This is a genomic window from Rhodothermales bacterium, assembly GCA_040221055.1.
In the GTDB taxonomy this organism is placed as follows: Bacteria; Bacteroidota; Rhodothermia; order Rhodothermales; family UBA10348; genus 1-14-0-65-60-17.
The window spans coordinates 127,425-143,055 of sequence record JAVJVN010000009.1 but is presented as its reverse complement, the minus strand read 5'-3'; the positions used below and the strand labels follow the sequence as shown (position 1 = coordinate 143,055).

At 61.2% G+C, this 15,631-nt stretch carries 12 protein-coding genes and 2 tRNA genes; 5 read left to right on the top strand and 9 right to left on the bottom strand.

All coding sequences use genetic code 11. From position 1 onward, the window contains the following. The first annotated feature begins 27 nt into the window (after positions 1-27). Positions 28-648 carry a WbqC family protein gene (locus tag RIE53_03285; protein ID MEQ9103698.1) on the top strand — a complete coding sequence of 207 codons (621 nt, stop codon included), beginning with the start codon at positions 28-30 and terminating at the stop codon, positions 646-648. Between the two features lie 6 nt (positions 649-654). On the opposite strand, the gene RIE53_03280 is transcribed toward RIE53_03285, so the two are convergent. From RIE53_03280 to RIE53_03265, 4 genes are all read right to left on the bottom strand, one after another. After that, positions 655-1,386 (bottom strand): SIMPL domain-containing protein, encoded by a 732-nt coding sequence (locus RIE53_03280; protein ID MEQ9103697.1) that lies wholly within the window; start codon positions 1,384-1,386, stop codon positions 655-657. Positions 1,387-1,547: 161 nt separating this feature from the next. Further along, positions 1,548-1,621 (bottom strand) — tRNA-Asp (locus tag RIE53_03275). A 124-nt stretch (positions 1,622-1,745) separates the two neighbouring features. Further along, a tRNA-Phe gene (locus tag RIE53_03270) sits at positions 1,746-1,818 on the bottom strand. A 46-nt stretch (positions 1,819-1,864) separates the two neighbouring features. Then, a complete protein-coding gene (locus tag RIE53_03265) occupies positions 1,865-2,758 on the bottom strand; it encodes an NAD(+)/NADH kinase (GenBank protein ID MEQ9103696.1) in 894 nt (297 codons plus the stop codon). 181 nt (positions 2,759-2,939) lie between these two features. On the opposite strand from RIE53_03265, the gene RIE53_03260 reads away from it, so the two are divergent. Genes RIE53_03260 through RIE53_03250 form a run of 3 tightly spaced genes read left to right on the top strand, consistent with a single transcriptional unit; the run spans position 2,940 to position 7,274 of the window. Next, positions 2,940-4,208, top strand: a complete 1,269-nt coding sequence (locus RIE53_03260) for an FAD-dependent oxidoreductase (protein MEQ9103695.1) — start codon at positions 2,940-2,942, stop codon at positions 4,206-4,208. Continuing rightward, complete coding sequence (locus RIE53_03255; GenBank protein MEQ9103694.1) at positions 4,205-5,731, top strand: 4Fe-4S binding protein; 1,527 nt, start codon at positions 4,205-4,207, stop codon at positions 5,729-5,731. Before RIE53_03260 ends, RIE53_03255 begins: the two co-directional genes overlap by 4 nt. 22 nt (positions 5,732-5,753) lie before the next feature. Beyond that, on the top strand, positions 5,754-7,274 hold the full coding sequence (locus tag RIE53_03250) for a YifB family Mg chelatase-like AAA ATPase (GenBank protein MEQ9103693.1): 1,521 nt from the start codon (positions 5,754-5,756) through the stop codon (positions 7,272-7,274). Positions 7,275-7,280: 6 nt separating this feature from the next. On the opposite strand, the gene RIE53_03245 is transcribed toward RIE53_03250, so the two are convergent. From RIE53_03245 to RIE53_03225, 5 genes are read right to left on the bottom strand one after another with little or no spacing between them, the layout of a single operon-like run. Beyond that, on the bottom strand, positions 7,281-7,685 hold the full coding sequence (locus RIE53_03245) for a biopolymer transporter ExbD (GenBank protein ID MEQ9103692.1): 405 nt from the start codon (positions 7,683-7,685) through the stop codon (positions 7,281-7,283). A 9-nt stretch (positions 7,686-7,694) separates the two neighbouring features. After that, the gene (locus RIE53_03240; GenBank protein MEQ9103691.1) at positions 7,695-8,402 is read right to left on the bottom strand and encodes a MotA/TolQ/ExbB proton channel family protein; all 708 of its coding nucleotides are present in this window, start codon (positions 8,400-8,402) and stop codon (positions 7,695-7,697) included. Between the two features lie 36 nt (positions 8,403-8,438). Then, the gene (locus tag RIE53_03235) at positions 8,439-9,710 is read right to left on the bottom strand and encodes a hypothetical protein (protein ID MEQ9103690.1); all 1,272 of its coding nucleotides are present in this window, start codon (positions 9,708-9,710) and stop codon (positions 8,439-8,441) included. 24 nt (positions 9,711-9,734) lie between these two features. Further along, a complete protein-coding gene (locus tag RIE53_03230; protein MEQ9103689.1) occupies positions 9,735-11,525 on the bottom strand; it encodes a hypothetical protein in 1,791 nt (596 codons plus the stop codon). A gap of 2 nt (positions 11,526-11,527) precedes the next feature. Continuing rightward, positions 11,528-14,551: a tetratricopeptide repeat protein gene (locus tag RIE53_03225; protein MEQ9103688.1), complete on the bottom strand. Its 3,024-nt coding sequence runs from the start codon at positions 14,549-14,551 to the stop codon at positions 11,528-11,530. 144 nt (positions 14,552-14,695) lie between these two features. Here RIE53_03225 and RIE53_03220 point away from each other — a divergent pair, with 144 nt between their 5' ends. Continuing rightward, positions 14,696-15,622: a PfkB family carbohydrate kinase gene (locus RIE53_03220; protein ID MEQ9103687.1), complete on the top strand. Its 927-nt coding sequence runs from the start codon at positions 14,696-14,698 to the stop codon at positions 15,620-15,622. Positions 15,623-15,631: the final 9 nt, after the last annotated feature.

The window sequence follows — 15,631 nt, the reverse complement described above, 5'->3', positions numbered from 1 at the left end:
CGTACCCTCATCTGCCTGTCAGACACCGTGCCCCGTCAAGACGCTGCCGCGCCCCACCAAGACCTCGTCCGCATACCGGAATATCTTCCTCGTCCGGGCTGGTTCATGGAGGTCCTGGACCGGGACGTCCTGTGGCTGGACGATACAGTCCAATATTCGCGGCAGTCTTTCCAGAACCGGACCCGATTCCGCAATGCCGACGGGTTCCAGTGGCTTACCGTACCGGTGGGCAGTGGGCAGTTCGGACGGGCCATCTCCGACACGGTCATCCAGGGCGACCCGGGATGGCGGACCCGCCACCGGAAGGCGCTCAAATTCAACTACGAATCGGCGCCGTACTACGTGCATTACGAGCATCTCCTCATGGATTTCTGGTCGACGCCGTGGACGTCGTTGGGAGCGTGTACCTGCCGCAGTGTGCGTATGGTCATTCAGATGCTCCGACTGCCCGTGGACGTGCGTGTCGTCTCGGAATCCGGGAAGCAGGCACCCGGTGCTCCACCGCCGGGCCCCATTGCAGATGCGACGCCGGCATACCGTCAGAACTTCGACGGATTCATTGTGGGCATGTCGGTCATCGACCTCATCCTGAACCACGGACCCGATGCGGTTCCGTGGATGAGGAAGGCAGCGCTCCGGGCATCCTGATCCGACCTACTCCAGGTAGTACTCGACCGTGCTGACCACGCGGACGGTTTTGGTGATCTGTGCCGATTCCATGATCCCCGGTGCCTGATCGCGGGCAAGAATCTGGAACACACCCTGATTGGCGCGGCGGATGCCTCCAACGTTGCTGTTGGCATCGGACGCAAACTGTTCTGCTGCCTCCCGGGCGTTGGCCGTGGCCTCTGCAATCATGGTCGGTTTGACATCATTCAGGCGCGTGAAGATGAACGTGGGTTGGGCCGGTCCGTAACCGGAACCTGACGTGAAGACGACCCCGGCATCCACCAACTGCCCCATTTCCTGGCTGGCCGCAAGGACGGACCCTGGATCTTCGGAACGGATGATGAGCGTCTGCTGCACGACGTACCGGTTCTGGATGGGTCCACTTTCCCCGTAGGGATTCGCCAGTCGATCCGTGACTTCGAGTCCCTCAATGCTCACGCCGGACGTATCGACGCCATGCCGGATGAGGAAACGGATGACTTCGGCAACCTGGCCGTCCAGATCGGCCTGGATGCTGCTCAGGTTGTTGCCGGATACGTTCAATTTCAGGGGCCACAGCGCAAGGTCCGCTTCCACGTCCTGTTCCGAAACGCCTTTCACGGTCACGAAGCGGTCCGTGACGCGGGAGGTTATCAGGCCGTTTCCGACGAACCAACCGGCTCCGAGGATGCCGAAGGCCATCAGGAGCGATGCGAGAAGCAGGGGACGTTGTTGCATGATGACAGGATACGGAAAGGGTGTTGGACACTCTGGCACGAGCGTTGTATACGTCACGTACGACAGATGGCTCCGGAAAATGAAACGTCCGCGCGGGAACGTCCAGAACGGAACGGCCCAGTACAAAAAAAGGCCCCAGGTGGATACCTGGAGCCTTTTTGCGGTCCGGACGAGACTCGAACTCGCGACCTCTGCCGTGACAGGGCAGCGTTCTAACCAACTGAACTACCGGACCGTTCTGCTCACTCCGAGCGGCCGCAATAATACGGCGATGGAAAGGGACCTGGCAAGACGTTCACGCAATGTTGACACCGAGTGTTGACTGCTTGCCTGCGGCCCGGATTCCCTACGGAGCGGGGTGGTCAGGGAGGGAATTGAACCCCCGACACATGGATTTTCAGTCCATTGCTCTACCAACTGAGCTACCTGACCCACAGACTTCCAAATATACACGTTCCTTGGATCGAAGGTCAACCATTCACGAATGCTTAACCGATTGAAATCGTGCTCCCCACATGAGTTTGTCCCGGAGCGTGCTGAAATAGTCCTGGTCCTCGAACCGGATGAGGCGAACCGTGTGGGAGGCCTTGGCTACGTGGATGGTCACGGACTCGTTTTCGTACAGGGAAGGTTCGCCGTCAACCGTGACCACATACCGTCTGCGCTGCCCCGACACCCACAACCGGATCCGGGACGTATCGGGCAGTACGATGGGGCGTACGGTGAGGGTATGCGGAGCAATGGGCGTGATCAGGAGGCTGCCACACCCGGGAGCCATGATCGGTCCGCCAAGGGCAAGCGAGTACGCCGTTGATCCGGTTGGTGTGGATACGATCAATCCGTCGGCCCAATACGTGTTCAGCGGGCGTCCGTCCACCTCCACGTGGATGGTCATCAACCCGGTATCACCGGATCGCTGGAGCGTGACGTCATTCAGTGCCCACCGCGGTGACTCGTCGTCGACCCGCGCTTCGAGGACCAGCCGCTCATCGATACCGAAATCGCCCTGTTCAATCCTTCGGAGCGCCATCTCCAGATCGGATGCATCGACGTTGGCAAGGAACCCCAGGCGCCCGTAATTGATGCCCAGGATGGGAACGCCGCGATCGCCGACCATCCGCGCAGTATTCAACAAAGTGCCATCGCCTCCAAAAGACAGGATGATCTCCGATGCTTCGACAAATTCCTGAGCGGAGGAGACATGGACGAGATCGTCTGTCGGAATACCCGGATTCCCGTCCCGCTCGAGAACCTCCAGGATATCCGGATGCAGCACGAGGGTCCGGCCAGCCGCCACCAGGCGCCCGGCAATATCCTCGACGGGCTTCCAGAGCGACTCCTTCTGGGTATTTCCGGTAATTCCGATGCGCACGGATTTGTAACCTCCCAGGTTACATTTTCAGGGAATGCAGGGACAAACTACGTCACGGTCCGTGGGCGCGCCATGCATTCGGATACGGCGGACCGATGCCGGGTTTGGTATACTGTTCCGGCGGCCGGACGGCTGCGATCTTCACGGCACTCCGTTCATTTTTCAATCGTTTTCTGCTCCAGTGCACGTCGTCATCATCGGAAACGGCATTGCCGGAATTACTGCAGCCCGTTTCGTCCGCAAGAACGGTGACGCCCGGTTGACAATTGTCAGTTCGGAAACCGAGTACCATGTGGCCCGGACTGCATTGATGTACGCCTACATGGGCGATCTCAGGGAATCCGACCTGAAGCCCTACGAGGACGACTTCTGGACAAAGAACCGGATGGAGCTCGTCCTGGACCATGCAACGGACCTGGATACCGCTGCCCGGAGCGTTCAACTCGCTTCCGGGCGTCGTCTGACCTACGACCGCCTGGTACTGGCCACCGGCAGTCGCCCGAACCGCTTCGGATGGCAGGGCGAATACCTGGATGGCGTGCAGGGGCTGTATGCCTGGTCAGACCTGAAAACCATGCAACGGGTCACTGAGGGCATTACCGATGCGGTCGTGGTCGGCGGCGGGCTGATTGGCATCGAATTGGTCGAGATGCTCCGGTCCCGTTCCATCGATGTCCACTTCCTGGTCCGGGAGACGGCCTACATGGACCACCTGTTTTCCCGGGATGAGTCGGAGCTCATCCACCGTCAGATTGACCGGCACGGCGTGCATTTGCACCTGGGTTGCGAAGTGGACCGATTCGAGGATGACGGCAACGGTCGAGTGGCTGCCGTGACCACCCGGGACGGCCGCTCGTTCCCGGCCGCGTTCGCGGGTATCGGAGTCGGAGTTCATCCCAGGACGGAACTGGCCGAAGCGGCCGGAATCGAAACCAACAAAGGCATCCTCGTCGACCGGTCCTTCCGCACGAGCGCCCCGGACGTGTTCGCGGCCGGAGATTGTGCCGAATTCCGTCGCCCGTTGGTTGACGGCCGCACGATTGAACAATTGTGGTACAGTGCCCGGAGGCAGGGACGCATCCTTGGTTTGATCCTGTCCGGAAAGGACCTGTCGTACGATACGCCCGTATTCTACAATTCGGCCAAGTTCTTTGATCTTGAGTACCAGACGTATGGCAGCGTACCCGCCACCGATGATGCCGGACTGGAAACGCGCGCCTGGCAGGACGGAACGCGCTTGGTCCGTGTGGCGCGGCGCGCCGACACCGGTGCGCTTGCCGGCGTGACGGGCTTCGGGATCCGACTCCGTCATGACGTCGCCGCCACCTGGATCCGGGCGGCGCGCCGCGCCACATTTTCCGGGCAGGACGTCCGGGAGTTGGCATTCGACCCCGAATTCACCTCACTGCCGCACAACGATATAGCCCGAGAGCTCTCGGCCTGGACATGACCCGTCACACAGATACAGCAGTTGCTACCGACCTTACCCTTCGGTGGTTGGTCCGGGGAACGACGGCTACGGCCGCGATCCTCCTGCTGACGGCCGTTTTCGACATCTGGCCTTTCAAGCCGCTCGCATCGACGGGCACCGCCATGCTGTTGTTGGCGGCTGCGGTCACGATCGAGGTCTCCCGGCGGTCGGGCTGGCGATCGCATCGCATCCATCATCGGTGGGCAGGCATGTTGACCGGGTTGGGTATCCTTGGGACCCTCATCGCGATTTCGGGTGTGGGCCAGGCCTGGCCGATTCCCATGTTCGGACTTGGACTGGGCGCCCTGACGGTCGGCTCGACGTGGATGATCCTGGCACGCTACCGGAGTACACCTGAGGGTGTCGACAACCATGGCGTCATGACGAACCCCACCATGAACCGGGGCGCTGCCGGATGGATGCTCGGTATTCTCATGACGGGATTCTACGTCCTGGTCTACTGGTATCCGTCCGCACTGGATGGACTGGTCCGGACCACCGACTGGCTGTCGTGGGCCATGCGCGGGCGGGCTGCGGACCATTGGTTCATGTACAGCCTCGTCTATACCCTGGCGGTCGCGGTTTTCGGTATCCGCGCGTGGTACCGGTACCGGCACGTCAAATACCAACGCCTGAGGACGCTTTCGGTCGTGTTCGTGCAGGTTATTCTGGCCTTCGTCCTGCCAAGTATCCTCGTCCTGTTCCAGCAACCGGAGTTCTACTTTTCGTACTTCTGGCCCCTTAAATGGACCTATCTGTGGCCGGGAGACTACGGGATGGGGTGGATCCTGGCCGATTCGGGGCGGCTCGGGATGTTCATGATCGGGTGGGGGGCCATCATGAGTTTCGTGGCGACGCCCATCCTGACGTACTACTACGGCAAGCGCTGGTACTGCTCCTGGGTCTGCGGCTGCGGTGCGATGGCCGAGACCATGGGCGATCCGTACAGACACTTGGCACCCCGATCCACCGCCAGCTGGCAGCTGGAACGGTGGATGATCCACGGGAGCCTGCTGGTCATTGTCGTGGCGACGGCGGTCCTCTGGATCAATTCGGCCACCGAAGGAGCGATGCTGGGAAGTCTGTCCGGAGCCTTTGCACAGACGTATGGATTCCTGTTCGGCTCCATTTGGGCCGGTGTGATAGGGGTCGGGTTCTATCCGTTCCTGGGCACCCGGATCTGGTGCCGGTACGGATGCCCCATGGCGGCCATCCTGGGCCTGCAACAGCGATTCTTCTCCCGATTCCGTATTACCACGAACGGCGGACAGTGCATCTCCTGTGGAAACTGTTCGGCATACTGTGAGATGGGCATTGATGTCCGTTGGTATGCACAACGCGGTCAGAACATCGTGCGGGCCTCCTGTGTGGGATGCGGCATTTGCAGCTCGGTATGTCCACGGGGTGTGCTGAAGCTGGAGAACGGACCTGCCGATGGCCGGCTCGGCCGACCCGTTCTGGTCGAATGGGAGGACGTGGATATACTGTCGGGTTACGACTGAGCGGGGACCGTGTCATGGATGCATGCCCGGATCATCCTACAGTCGCATAAATACGGGGGCCATTTCCGGCTCCGGTGCCATTCCGGTAACTATTGAGACATCGGTCGCCACGGGACTTCCGCGGCATACGGTCGTGGGGTTGCCTGGAACTGTCGTTAGGGAGTGCCTGGACCGGATCCTGACAGCCTTCCGAACGGGTGAATGGCCATTTCCGAAGGGCATACTGACGATCAACCTGGCGCCCGCAGACATTCCCAAGCACGGAAGTGGATTCGATCTGCCTGTTGCACTCGGTCTGCTTCTTGCGACAACCGGATCAGACGTGACGTGCCGAACAGGACGCACCGCCTTCGTCGGGGAGTTGGCCCTGGACGGCCGCCTCAGAGCCGTGCGCGGCATCCTGCCCATCGTCAAGGCATTGCGGGATGACGGCATGGAAACGGTGGTCGTACCGGCAGCGAATGCACGGGAGGCTGCATTTGTCACGGGTATTCGGGTCCTGGGTGCTGACCACCTGGAGACGGTCTGGAATTGGCTGCATGAAGGTACCGGTCTGGACGTTCATGTACCGGAGACCATGTCCAGGACACCGTCCTGGGACGTCGATTTCGCCCAGGTCCTGGGGCAGGATTCCGTCGTGAGCGCGATGACACTGGCAGCGGCCGGAGGGCACAATATGATCATGATCGGCCCCCCAGGGTGCGGGAAAACCATGTTGGCGGAACGGTTCAGGACCATCCTTCCATCCTGGTCCGACGAGGAGGCGTTGGAGGCCAGCGCCATGCACTCCCTGAAGGGCTTGCTCCGGGGAAAAGGAATCCTGGACGGACGGCCTTTCCGCGCACCGCATCATTCCGTGACCCGGCCGGGAATGCTTGGTGGCGGTAATCCGTTGCAACCCGGCGAGGTATCTCTTGCGCATGCCGGTGTGTTGTTCCTGGATGAGTTGCCGGAGTACCCTCGTTCGGTCCTTGAGGGATTGCGGGAGCCACTGGAGTGCCGTTCGGTCGTGCTTTCACGGGTGCATGGATCGGTACGATTCCCCGCCGGATTCCAGTTGCTGGCTGCCATGAATCCGTGTCCCTGCGGATTCCTGGGTGACAAGATCAAGGCCTGCACGTGCTCGTATCCCATGCGGATGCGGTACAGGAGCCGAATATCCGGGCCCCTGCTGGACCGGATTGACATCCATTGTCAGGTGCGGCCGGTAAATCCATTGCACATGACCGGGGCGCGGCCTTCAAGCTCCAGTGGCCGTATCCGTCGCCGGGTCGAACGGGCCCAGGCTCGACGCATGGACAGGGGGCAGACATGCTTGAATGCCCATTTGCCCGGGCGGGAGGTCCTGCGTCAGATGTCCGGGGACGCCCAGGAAACGCTGCAGGATGTCATGGTGCGGCACAATTTCTCCATGCGTGCCCGGGAACGGATTCTCCGGATGGCCCGAACCGATGCCGATCTCCGGGACATGGACACCGTCGACGCCCAGGCCATTGCTCACGCAGGTCGATTGCGGTATCTGGACGAGGCGCAGGAGCCGTAACAGGCCCTAGTTGATCTGTCCCCGCTCGGTGGCCATCAGGAACCGGAGGTTCAGGGCCCGGGCAATGCCACCGACCGCGGCGAAGTTCTTGACGGTACTGTTCTCATCTGCGCGGAGCACCAACGTCGTGCGCCCCTTCAACTCCGTGCGGATGACCTCCAGCAGACGCTCACGGGGTACGCGTTGCTGCTCCACATAGAAGGTGCCATCCGCGGAGATGGACACCGTTATGTACTGTCCCTGGTTCGGAGCCGCGGTTTCGGTCCGGGGCAGGTCCACCTGGATACCGAATTGCGGAATGAAGCTGGACGTGAGCAGGAAGAAGACCAGGAGTAACAGTACGATGTCCGCCAGGCCGGCGAGGGAATAGGCCGTCAGCGGCTTTCTTTCCGTATTGAAATCAACAGACATGGTATTCTCCTAGAATCGTTCCTGGGAACTGGACGGACGGGCCGGCGCGGGTGCCGGAGCCTGCAACAGGTCGATGAACTCGGTAGCAGACGATTCCATGTCGTGCACGAGGCGATTGATCTTGCCAAGCAGGAAGTTGTAGAAGAAGAAGGCCAGAATGCCCACCACCAAACCGCCGGCCGTGGATACCAACGCTTCCCAGATGCCTCCCGCCAGGACGGACGGATTCACGTTGCCCTGGAGACTCTGGATTTGCTGGAAGGCCTCGATCATGCCCGTCACGGTGCCCAGGAAGCCGAGCATGGGACCGATGCCGGCAATCGAAGCCAGCATGTCCATCCGCTTCTCCAGCTCGAAGGCTTCGCTCTTGCCGGCTCCGTTGACGGCATCCTGGATTTCGGAAATCGGGCGACCCAAGCGCTCCAAACCATGCTTTATGATGCGGGTCAGCGGTTTGTTCTGGGCCTCACAGAATGCCTTGGCCCCCTGGATGTTGCCCTGTTCCACGAACTGGCGCACGCGATCCATGATCTGGTCTCGGTTGGCCTCGGCGCGTTTCAAGGTCCGAAGACGCTCGACAAGCAAATAGACCGTGAGAATGGAAAGCAGGAAGATGGGGACCATGATCCACCCGGCCTGCATGAGGATGTCCAGTTGGGAGGTGGTTTCCACGGGCAGACTCTGGAGCGTGTCCAGCGCAGCACTTGTGTCCTGCATGGCTTGAAGGTTCATAGTTGATATAGGGTTGGAAAATCAGTCAAGTCGCTTGACCCACGTGCCTTCCGGCAGTCGATCCGCAAGTATGGTCCGCATGCTGTCGGCTTCTGCCACAGTAGGCCATTGGCCCAGGGCGAGTCTATTGAGCGTGCCACCGTCGGATGGATACGTCAATACTCCATACGGAAGGCCGAGATCAGAGAATGTACGGGCCAGCGCTACCGCGGAACCCTCGCTGATGCCGGATGCGAGGATGAGGGTATAACCGGGCAGTCCCCGAGAGAGCGCATAGGTCAAGGCGGGAGTGTCGGTTGGGGAGGCCGGCGGCGGTTCCACGGGGGAAACAACGGTTGTATCGGAGGGGGCAGCCATACCGTCGTCCGTACCGGCATCGGCGTCATCCTCCGTGCCGGTATTGGCTGCCGTCTGCAGTGTGTCTGCCGGCATATTCTCCGACGCATCGGATACAGGATCGGAGGCGTCGGGCCAGAGCAACACTCCGAGGACCACGACAAGGACAGGGATCAATGCGCCCGCAATCATGAGCCAGACCGGCATCCGTGACGATTCACGCTTCCGGTCCTGACGGGAAGCCGCCGCGCTCCTGCGCTCCTTCGGTTTCTTTTGAGCCGTGCGGTCCGACAACTTGGACGTGCCTCCGGTGGTTGCCAATTCCTGCCATTCCGGGACGGGACCGGATGGGGACGGGTGAGGAGGGTTCGGCTCTGCGATCGGCTCGGGCTCAGGCTCAGGCCCTGCGATCGGCTCGGGCTCGGGCTCAGGCCCTGCGATCGGCTCGGGCTCTGCGATCGGCTCGGGCTCGGGCTCAGGCTCTGCGATCGGCTCGGGCTCAGGCTCAGGCCCAGCAATCGGCTCGGGCTCCGCGATCGGGCCGGAATCGGTTTCTGGGGGAGTCGCGAATACCGGTGGCGCAGGCAATTCGTGGGGTTCCAGATGCCCCCACTCTGCATTCACCGAGTGCCGGAGGCGTTCATCTGCAAGAAAAACGAGACCGTCCGCTTCCTGCTCGAACGTTCCGAGGCCGTCGACCGTAACACGTGCGTCGTCAGACAGTTTTTCCCGGATTTGCCGGGACAGGAAATCCACCGGAACCGGCGGCTCGGATTCAGCCAGGTTGGGCTTGGTGTCGAGTACGATGTCCACGAACGGAGGCCATATCTGCGCGTCTTCCTGCCGTGCAGGGGTCCAGGACGAGCGCAGGATCCCGATACGGGCCATGCGGACGTCGTGCCCGCGCATGAGTCGGGCAGCAATGGCAGATACGGTGGCGGGGTCCTGTAGCGACATGGATGGAAGATAGCGGATGGAAGGCTACCAGCGCCAACGCAGGCCGGCTCGTACGGCAGTGGATTCAAGCGGATAGCCGGGCCAGAATGTCGGCTCGGACAAAAGGTGGCGGATACCGACCGTAATGCCCAGCTCCGGACGGATCCACCACTGACCGTTCAACTCGGCATCCAGCAGGGAATCCCCGTCGTTGTCACCGCCCGGTTGTACGGGTCGGGCTGATTCGAACCGGATGGCTGAAAGCAGTTGGAGGCGGGCATCCAGGAAGGACGAAGTCACCCAGATCCGGGAAGAGACGGGAGACACGAATGGCAGCGCCTGTTCCGTTTCCTCAAGCTGGGCATCCTGTACGCGAAGGCGGACGCCGGCTTCGAGTGCGGTGGATGCGATGTACGTCAGATCGCCCTCGACCCAGGTCGTTCGGGTCCGGGCATGATCATACGCGAAATACCCGCTCGTATATCCTTTGAGCGATGTCGTCGGCACGCGTGCATAGGATGCGGACGGCGAATCGGTCCAACCGGCTGACAGGACGCCGTTGAACGAAACCGACGTCAATTCAACACCCAGGTACGCATCCACCGAATTCATACGGGGAAGGACGAGCGGCTCGTCCATCAGGAACGGATGCACATCGTATGCGGCTTTCAATGAGGTCGCTTCAAGCCCTGGTCGGGTTCCTCCGGTGACAAACAGACCCCCTCCCAACCAGTATCGCGCACGGAGGACGGGGGCAAACCAGGCCAGGTAGCGTTCCGAACCGGAAGCTGTCTGCGCTTCGGAGTCGTACCCCATGACTGAACCTCCGATATCGAGGGTCAAAATCCGGTCGCGAGGCGTCAGAAAGACCAATGCGGCTTCGCCATACTTCAGCGTGGAAACGTCAAGAGCATTGCCCGTATCGAATCCATGCATTCCGCCGGCCACGTCAAAGCGTACACCGACGGGTCCAGCCGGGATTTCCAGATAGGAGTCGAGGGAAAGACGCTGGGTTTGGCGTGCCGTGGACGGATCGACCCGGACATCCGGATTGAAGATATCGGTCTCCACCAGGGTGCGCTCCACTTCAAGTCGGGTGTGGCTGCCGATGCGGGAGCCGGCCCGGGTCTCATGGGCCAGACCGGTGAACCAGGACGTCAAAGTCCGATCCGGATTGGGCGATGCGCCGGAAAACGCGTCCGGCGTTGCCCCGAACAAGGACCACGCATTCCTGGTCAGGCCGGCCTGGGCCGTGAACCAGCCTCCGGGAGCCATTCGATTCCAGGTCAGGTCGCCATTGAACAGATCCCGGGCCGACGAGGCGTTTCCGGGACCGACGTCCTGGCCGTTCGTTCCGAAATAGTTGATGTCCAGAGTGGTTGATGATCGCTCGGTGAGGCTGAGTGTGAGGACCCCTTCGACCGTGCGGTCCAGATATCGACCGGCGGTCGCCGTCACATAACCCCGCGCCGGCATCCGACTGGCAAGGGACGAGACGGCCGGGGGAGACGGCGGCTGGAGCGGGCTGGGTGGGAGATCCGCACTGGGCTGTTTGTAGGCCTCCGAGAACGGAATCCGGGAGACCGGGATTTCCGGGACCCGGGGCGGAGGATTGAAGCCGATGAGCGGCTGTCGACGAAGCGAAGGAAACGAGATGGTCAGGTCTCCCGTTATCTCGACCTCGCGGGGCGCCAGGTCCGGCAACACCACGTCCTGGGCGCTCGAGGACGAGACCGTGACCCATGCAAAAAGGAGCAGCGGCAGGACACGGGCCAACCCACCGGATGCCCGGATGGCTTGTGCCGGATGCGAGAGTGTTCGGAGCGGATTGTTCATGGTCAGTTCTCCAGTGCGGCTATCCGGGCGCGTGCGGCGGCGGCCTCGGTGGCGTCGGGATAGGTGGAAACCAACTCATTGTAGAGTTGGAGGGCCTGGCCGGCTTCGCCCAGCGATTCGAAGGCTTGTCCCTGGGCCATGAGCGACTTCGCCATCCACTCCGGATAGCCGGGAAAGAGCGCGGCCATCCGTCCCAGGGTTTCTATCGCTTGGCGGGGATTGTTTCTGAGCAAATACTCCTGTCCGAGCAGATACAGGGCTTCGGCACCGGTTTCATCCTGGGCTTCGGCAGCCAGCTGGTTCAGCAGGGGTACGGCTGCATTGGTATTTCCTTCGTCCAGATACAGACGGGCAAGACCCAGGAGAGCCGGGTGCGCATCGGGGGAGGAGCCGGTTTGCTCCACCACATCCTCAAGCAGGCGACGCGCCTCCGCATCGCGCCCCAATTGAGAGAGGGCCAGACTTTGCCCGAACCGCGCTTCCGCCACCAGCCGGGCATTGCCCTCTGCGGCGCGCTCTACAGCCTGGAACGATGTGAGTGCCGCTTCGGCATTACCGGCATCCAGTTCGAGGTGACCGAGTTCGCGCGCGGCCTGCGCCCGGCGGTTGGCGGTGGCCGGGGCTTGCAGGACCTGACGGAACGCATCCATGGCCTCTGCAGGCCGCGCATCATCCCGTGCAATCATTCCCAGGTAATACCATGCTTCGGCTTTCAGAACGGGCTCGGCGTCCGAGGACACGAAGGCTGCAAAATCAGTAGCAGCAGCTCCGGAGCGACCACTCTGGTATTTCGCTTCGGCCTGGCGGAAGCGGAGCTGATCGGCTGCCGGAGTGCCAGCCAGCGCTGTTGCGAGCGAGTCCACGATGGAATCGGCCCTTCGGTCCTGCCCGTCGGCCATGAGGGCAAACTGGATGCCTGCGGCGGCATCGGCCGTGAACGGGCTGCCCGGATAACCGGTCAATACCTGCTGATAGGCACGTACGGCAGCTTCCGTCTCTCCGGCATTGAACCAGGCATCGCCGATGCCATACTGCGCCTTGGCGGCGAGCGGATCACGCGGAAAATCGGCAATGAGTTCTTCCCACGTCGAGATGGCCAATTCGTATTCCTGGCCCAGAAAATAGAGATATCCGAGTTGATACCGGGATTCCTCCTGCCACTCCGAATCCGGGTAGTCGGTCAGGAGTTGCCGGAACGTGGAAATGGCTTCGAAGGCGTCACCGGCGTTGGAGTAGGCCTGACCGATCTGGTAGAGGGCATAATCGTCGCCATCGGCAGCCATCTGGCCGTAAACCCGTACGGCTTCTGCGTAGCGCTTCAGGGCAAAGTAGCTGTCCGCGAGGCGCAATCGGGCATCGGAGCGGTACGGAACCGTCTCGGAAGTTTCCTGATAGGCGTTCAGGAAGCGCTGGAATTCCGGGATGGCTTCGGTATAACGACCTTGTCGGAAATACGTCCAGCCCAATGCATAGTGGGCCGCGTCCACGTGCCTGCCACCGGGGTAGCTGTTCAGATACCGCTCGAACAGCGTCTCGGCCCGGCGGAAATTGTCCACCTGGAAATAGCTTTCGGCGGCCCAGAACAGGGCCTCGGCGGCTTGCACGGAGACGGAATTGGATTCGAACAGTGCCAGGAATTGTTCGGAAGCCTCCCGGTAATTCCGATTCCTGTAAAGCAACCATGCTTTCTGGAACCGGATGTCTTCACGCAGGGATACGGGCGCCGCGTCCAGCGCGATGGCCCGATCGAACGCTTGCAGCGCGGGGTCGAATTCCCCAAGGGCGATGTGGGCGTTTCCAAGGTGCATGAGGGCGTCACCACGGACGTCGGACTCCGGGAATCCGCTGACGAAGACGGACAATGCATCCCTGGCCTCTGCCCAGTTCCGACGCTGGTATTGCAACACGCCGAGTTCATGCCATCCATGGTCCACCATGCTGTGGTCCGGCCAGTTCGTGACATAGCTCTCGAATATCCGGACGGCTTCTGCATCCTCCCGGGCCATGCGCCGGTTGACGGCTTCGTAATACATGGACTCGGCCGACAGGTCATCCGCCCCCGATTCATGGACCAAGCGGAACGTATCGGCCGCCCATTGCCAGGATTCCTGGTGGTGGTAATTCCATGCCAGGCCGTACAGTGCACGACGATAGTATGGATTGCCGGGGTCACCTTCCGTGAAATACCGGTACTCCACGATGGCATCGTCGTGCTGACGAAGCTGATTGAGCGACTCGGCCAGCAGGAACCGCGCCCGGTCGCGCGCGACCCCGTCCAGATAGGGCAATTGGCGCCGTATTTCGTCGGCGGTGCGTCCGAAATCATCCAGTTCGTAGTAGACTTCGGCCAGGGCCAGCCCCACATTGCGCGCATAATCCGAATTCGGCCAGCGTGATGCCAGGTCCTCGAAGCTGCCGGCTGCCTGGTCGTAGCGGGCCATGTTGACCTGGGCGACTGCAATGGCGTACGCGGCACGCGGGGCGGTCGGAGTCCCGGGGAATTCATCCACAATCCGCTGGAACGTCCGGATGGCCGCATCGGGTTCATTCATCCGGATCCGTGATTCAGCCATCCAGTAGAGGGCGAGCGCCGAGGATTCGGGGCCGGGACTCCGTTCCAGAACGCTTTCCAGGACGTTGCTGGCCCGGGACCACTCACCCCGGTCGAAATAGAACTTGCCCAGGGCGAGCCGGGTACCGAAGGCGAACGGGTGGGTGGGCCAGGACGCATCGAACGCATCCAGGATGCGGATGGCTTCTTCATCGCGACCGAGCGCCAGTTGGGCTTCGGCGGTGTAATACATCGCATCCATCGAACGGGGATGGTCAGGATAGGTCCGGCGCAGCTCATTGAACGAGTCAATGGCGTTGGCGAAAACGTTGTTCTGGAACTGTTCGAAGCCGGTTTCGAACAGTCGTTCCGCGTCCGTATTCACCGGCTGTGCCAGGACGGGAGCCGTCATCAGGAGCCAGGCAGACGTCAACGTGGACAGAAAAAACAGTCGGATCAACCGTCGGAGCTTCATGCGTTGTGGAAGGAGAGCGCTGCGTGGATGTTGGCCTCCAATACGGTCGCTGATCGGCTACGTTTCCGGGATCGCCTGCGACAACCAAAAAAGACGGGCAGGCGTTGTATCTTGGGGCGCTTTCTTTGCCACAACCGGAAAAACATGAGTGTTCTCGCAGTAGGTACGGTCGCTTTCGATCGGATCCAGACTCCTTTTGGTCAGCGTGACCGTGTCCTGGGCGGGAGCGCCATGTACATCACGATGGCTGCCCGGTTCATGTGTCCGTCACCTCGCCTTGTGGCGGTGGTGGGGAACGATTTTCCGGACGAGTACATGCAGGTCATGCGTTCGAACGGCGTGGATCTGGAAGGGCTTGAAGTCCAGGCAGATGGCAAGACGTTTGCGTGGGGAGGACGGTACCACTACGACCTGAACACGCGGGATACGCTCTATACGGATCTGAATGTACTGTCGACCTTCCGTCCGAATGTGCCTTCAGCCTATCTCGACAGTCGGATCCTGTGCCTGGGCAATCTGGACCCGACGGTCCAGGCCAGCGTCCTGGATCAGGTGCCCGATGCAGATTTGGTGATCTGTGATACCATGAACTTCTGGATTGATCATACGCCCGAGGCCCTGAAGGACTTGTTGCGACGTATTGATTGCCTGGTGATCAACGATTCGGAAGCGCGGGAATTGTCTGGCGAGCCGAATCTCATCCGGTCGGCCCGGTTGATTCGGGAAATGGGCCCCCACATTGTCGTGATCAAGAAGGGGGAGCATGGCGCGTTGTTGTTCGTCGACGATACGGTTTTTGCCGTTCCCGCCTATCCACTCGAGGACATCCAGGACCCGACCGGTGCCGGTGATGCCTTCATGGGCGGTTTCTCGGGATATCTCTCGACGTGCGGACCCATTGACGAAAGTGCGTTGAAGAACGCCCTGGTCTATGGAAGTGCAGTAGCGTCATTCTGTGTAGAAGCGTTCGGGCCGGACCGACTGGCAACCCTGACGGCGGATGAGTTGAGCTATCGTATCCACGAATTCCGGAGTCTGACGTCCATTCCGGCGGTGACGCTGGCGACGTAGGCCGATCGC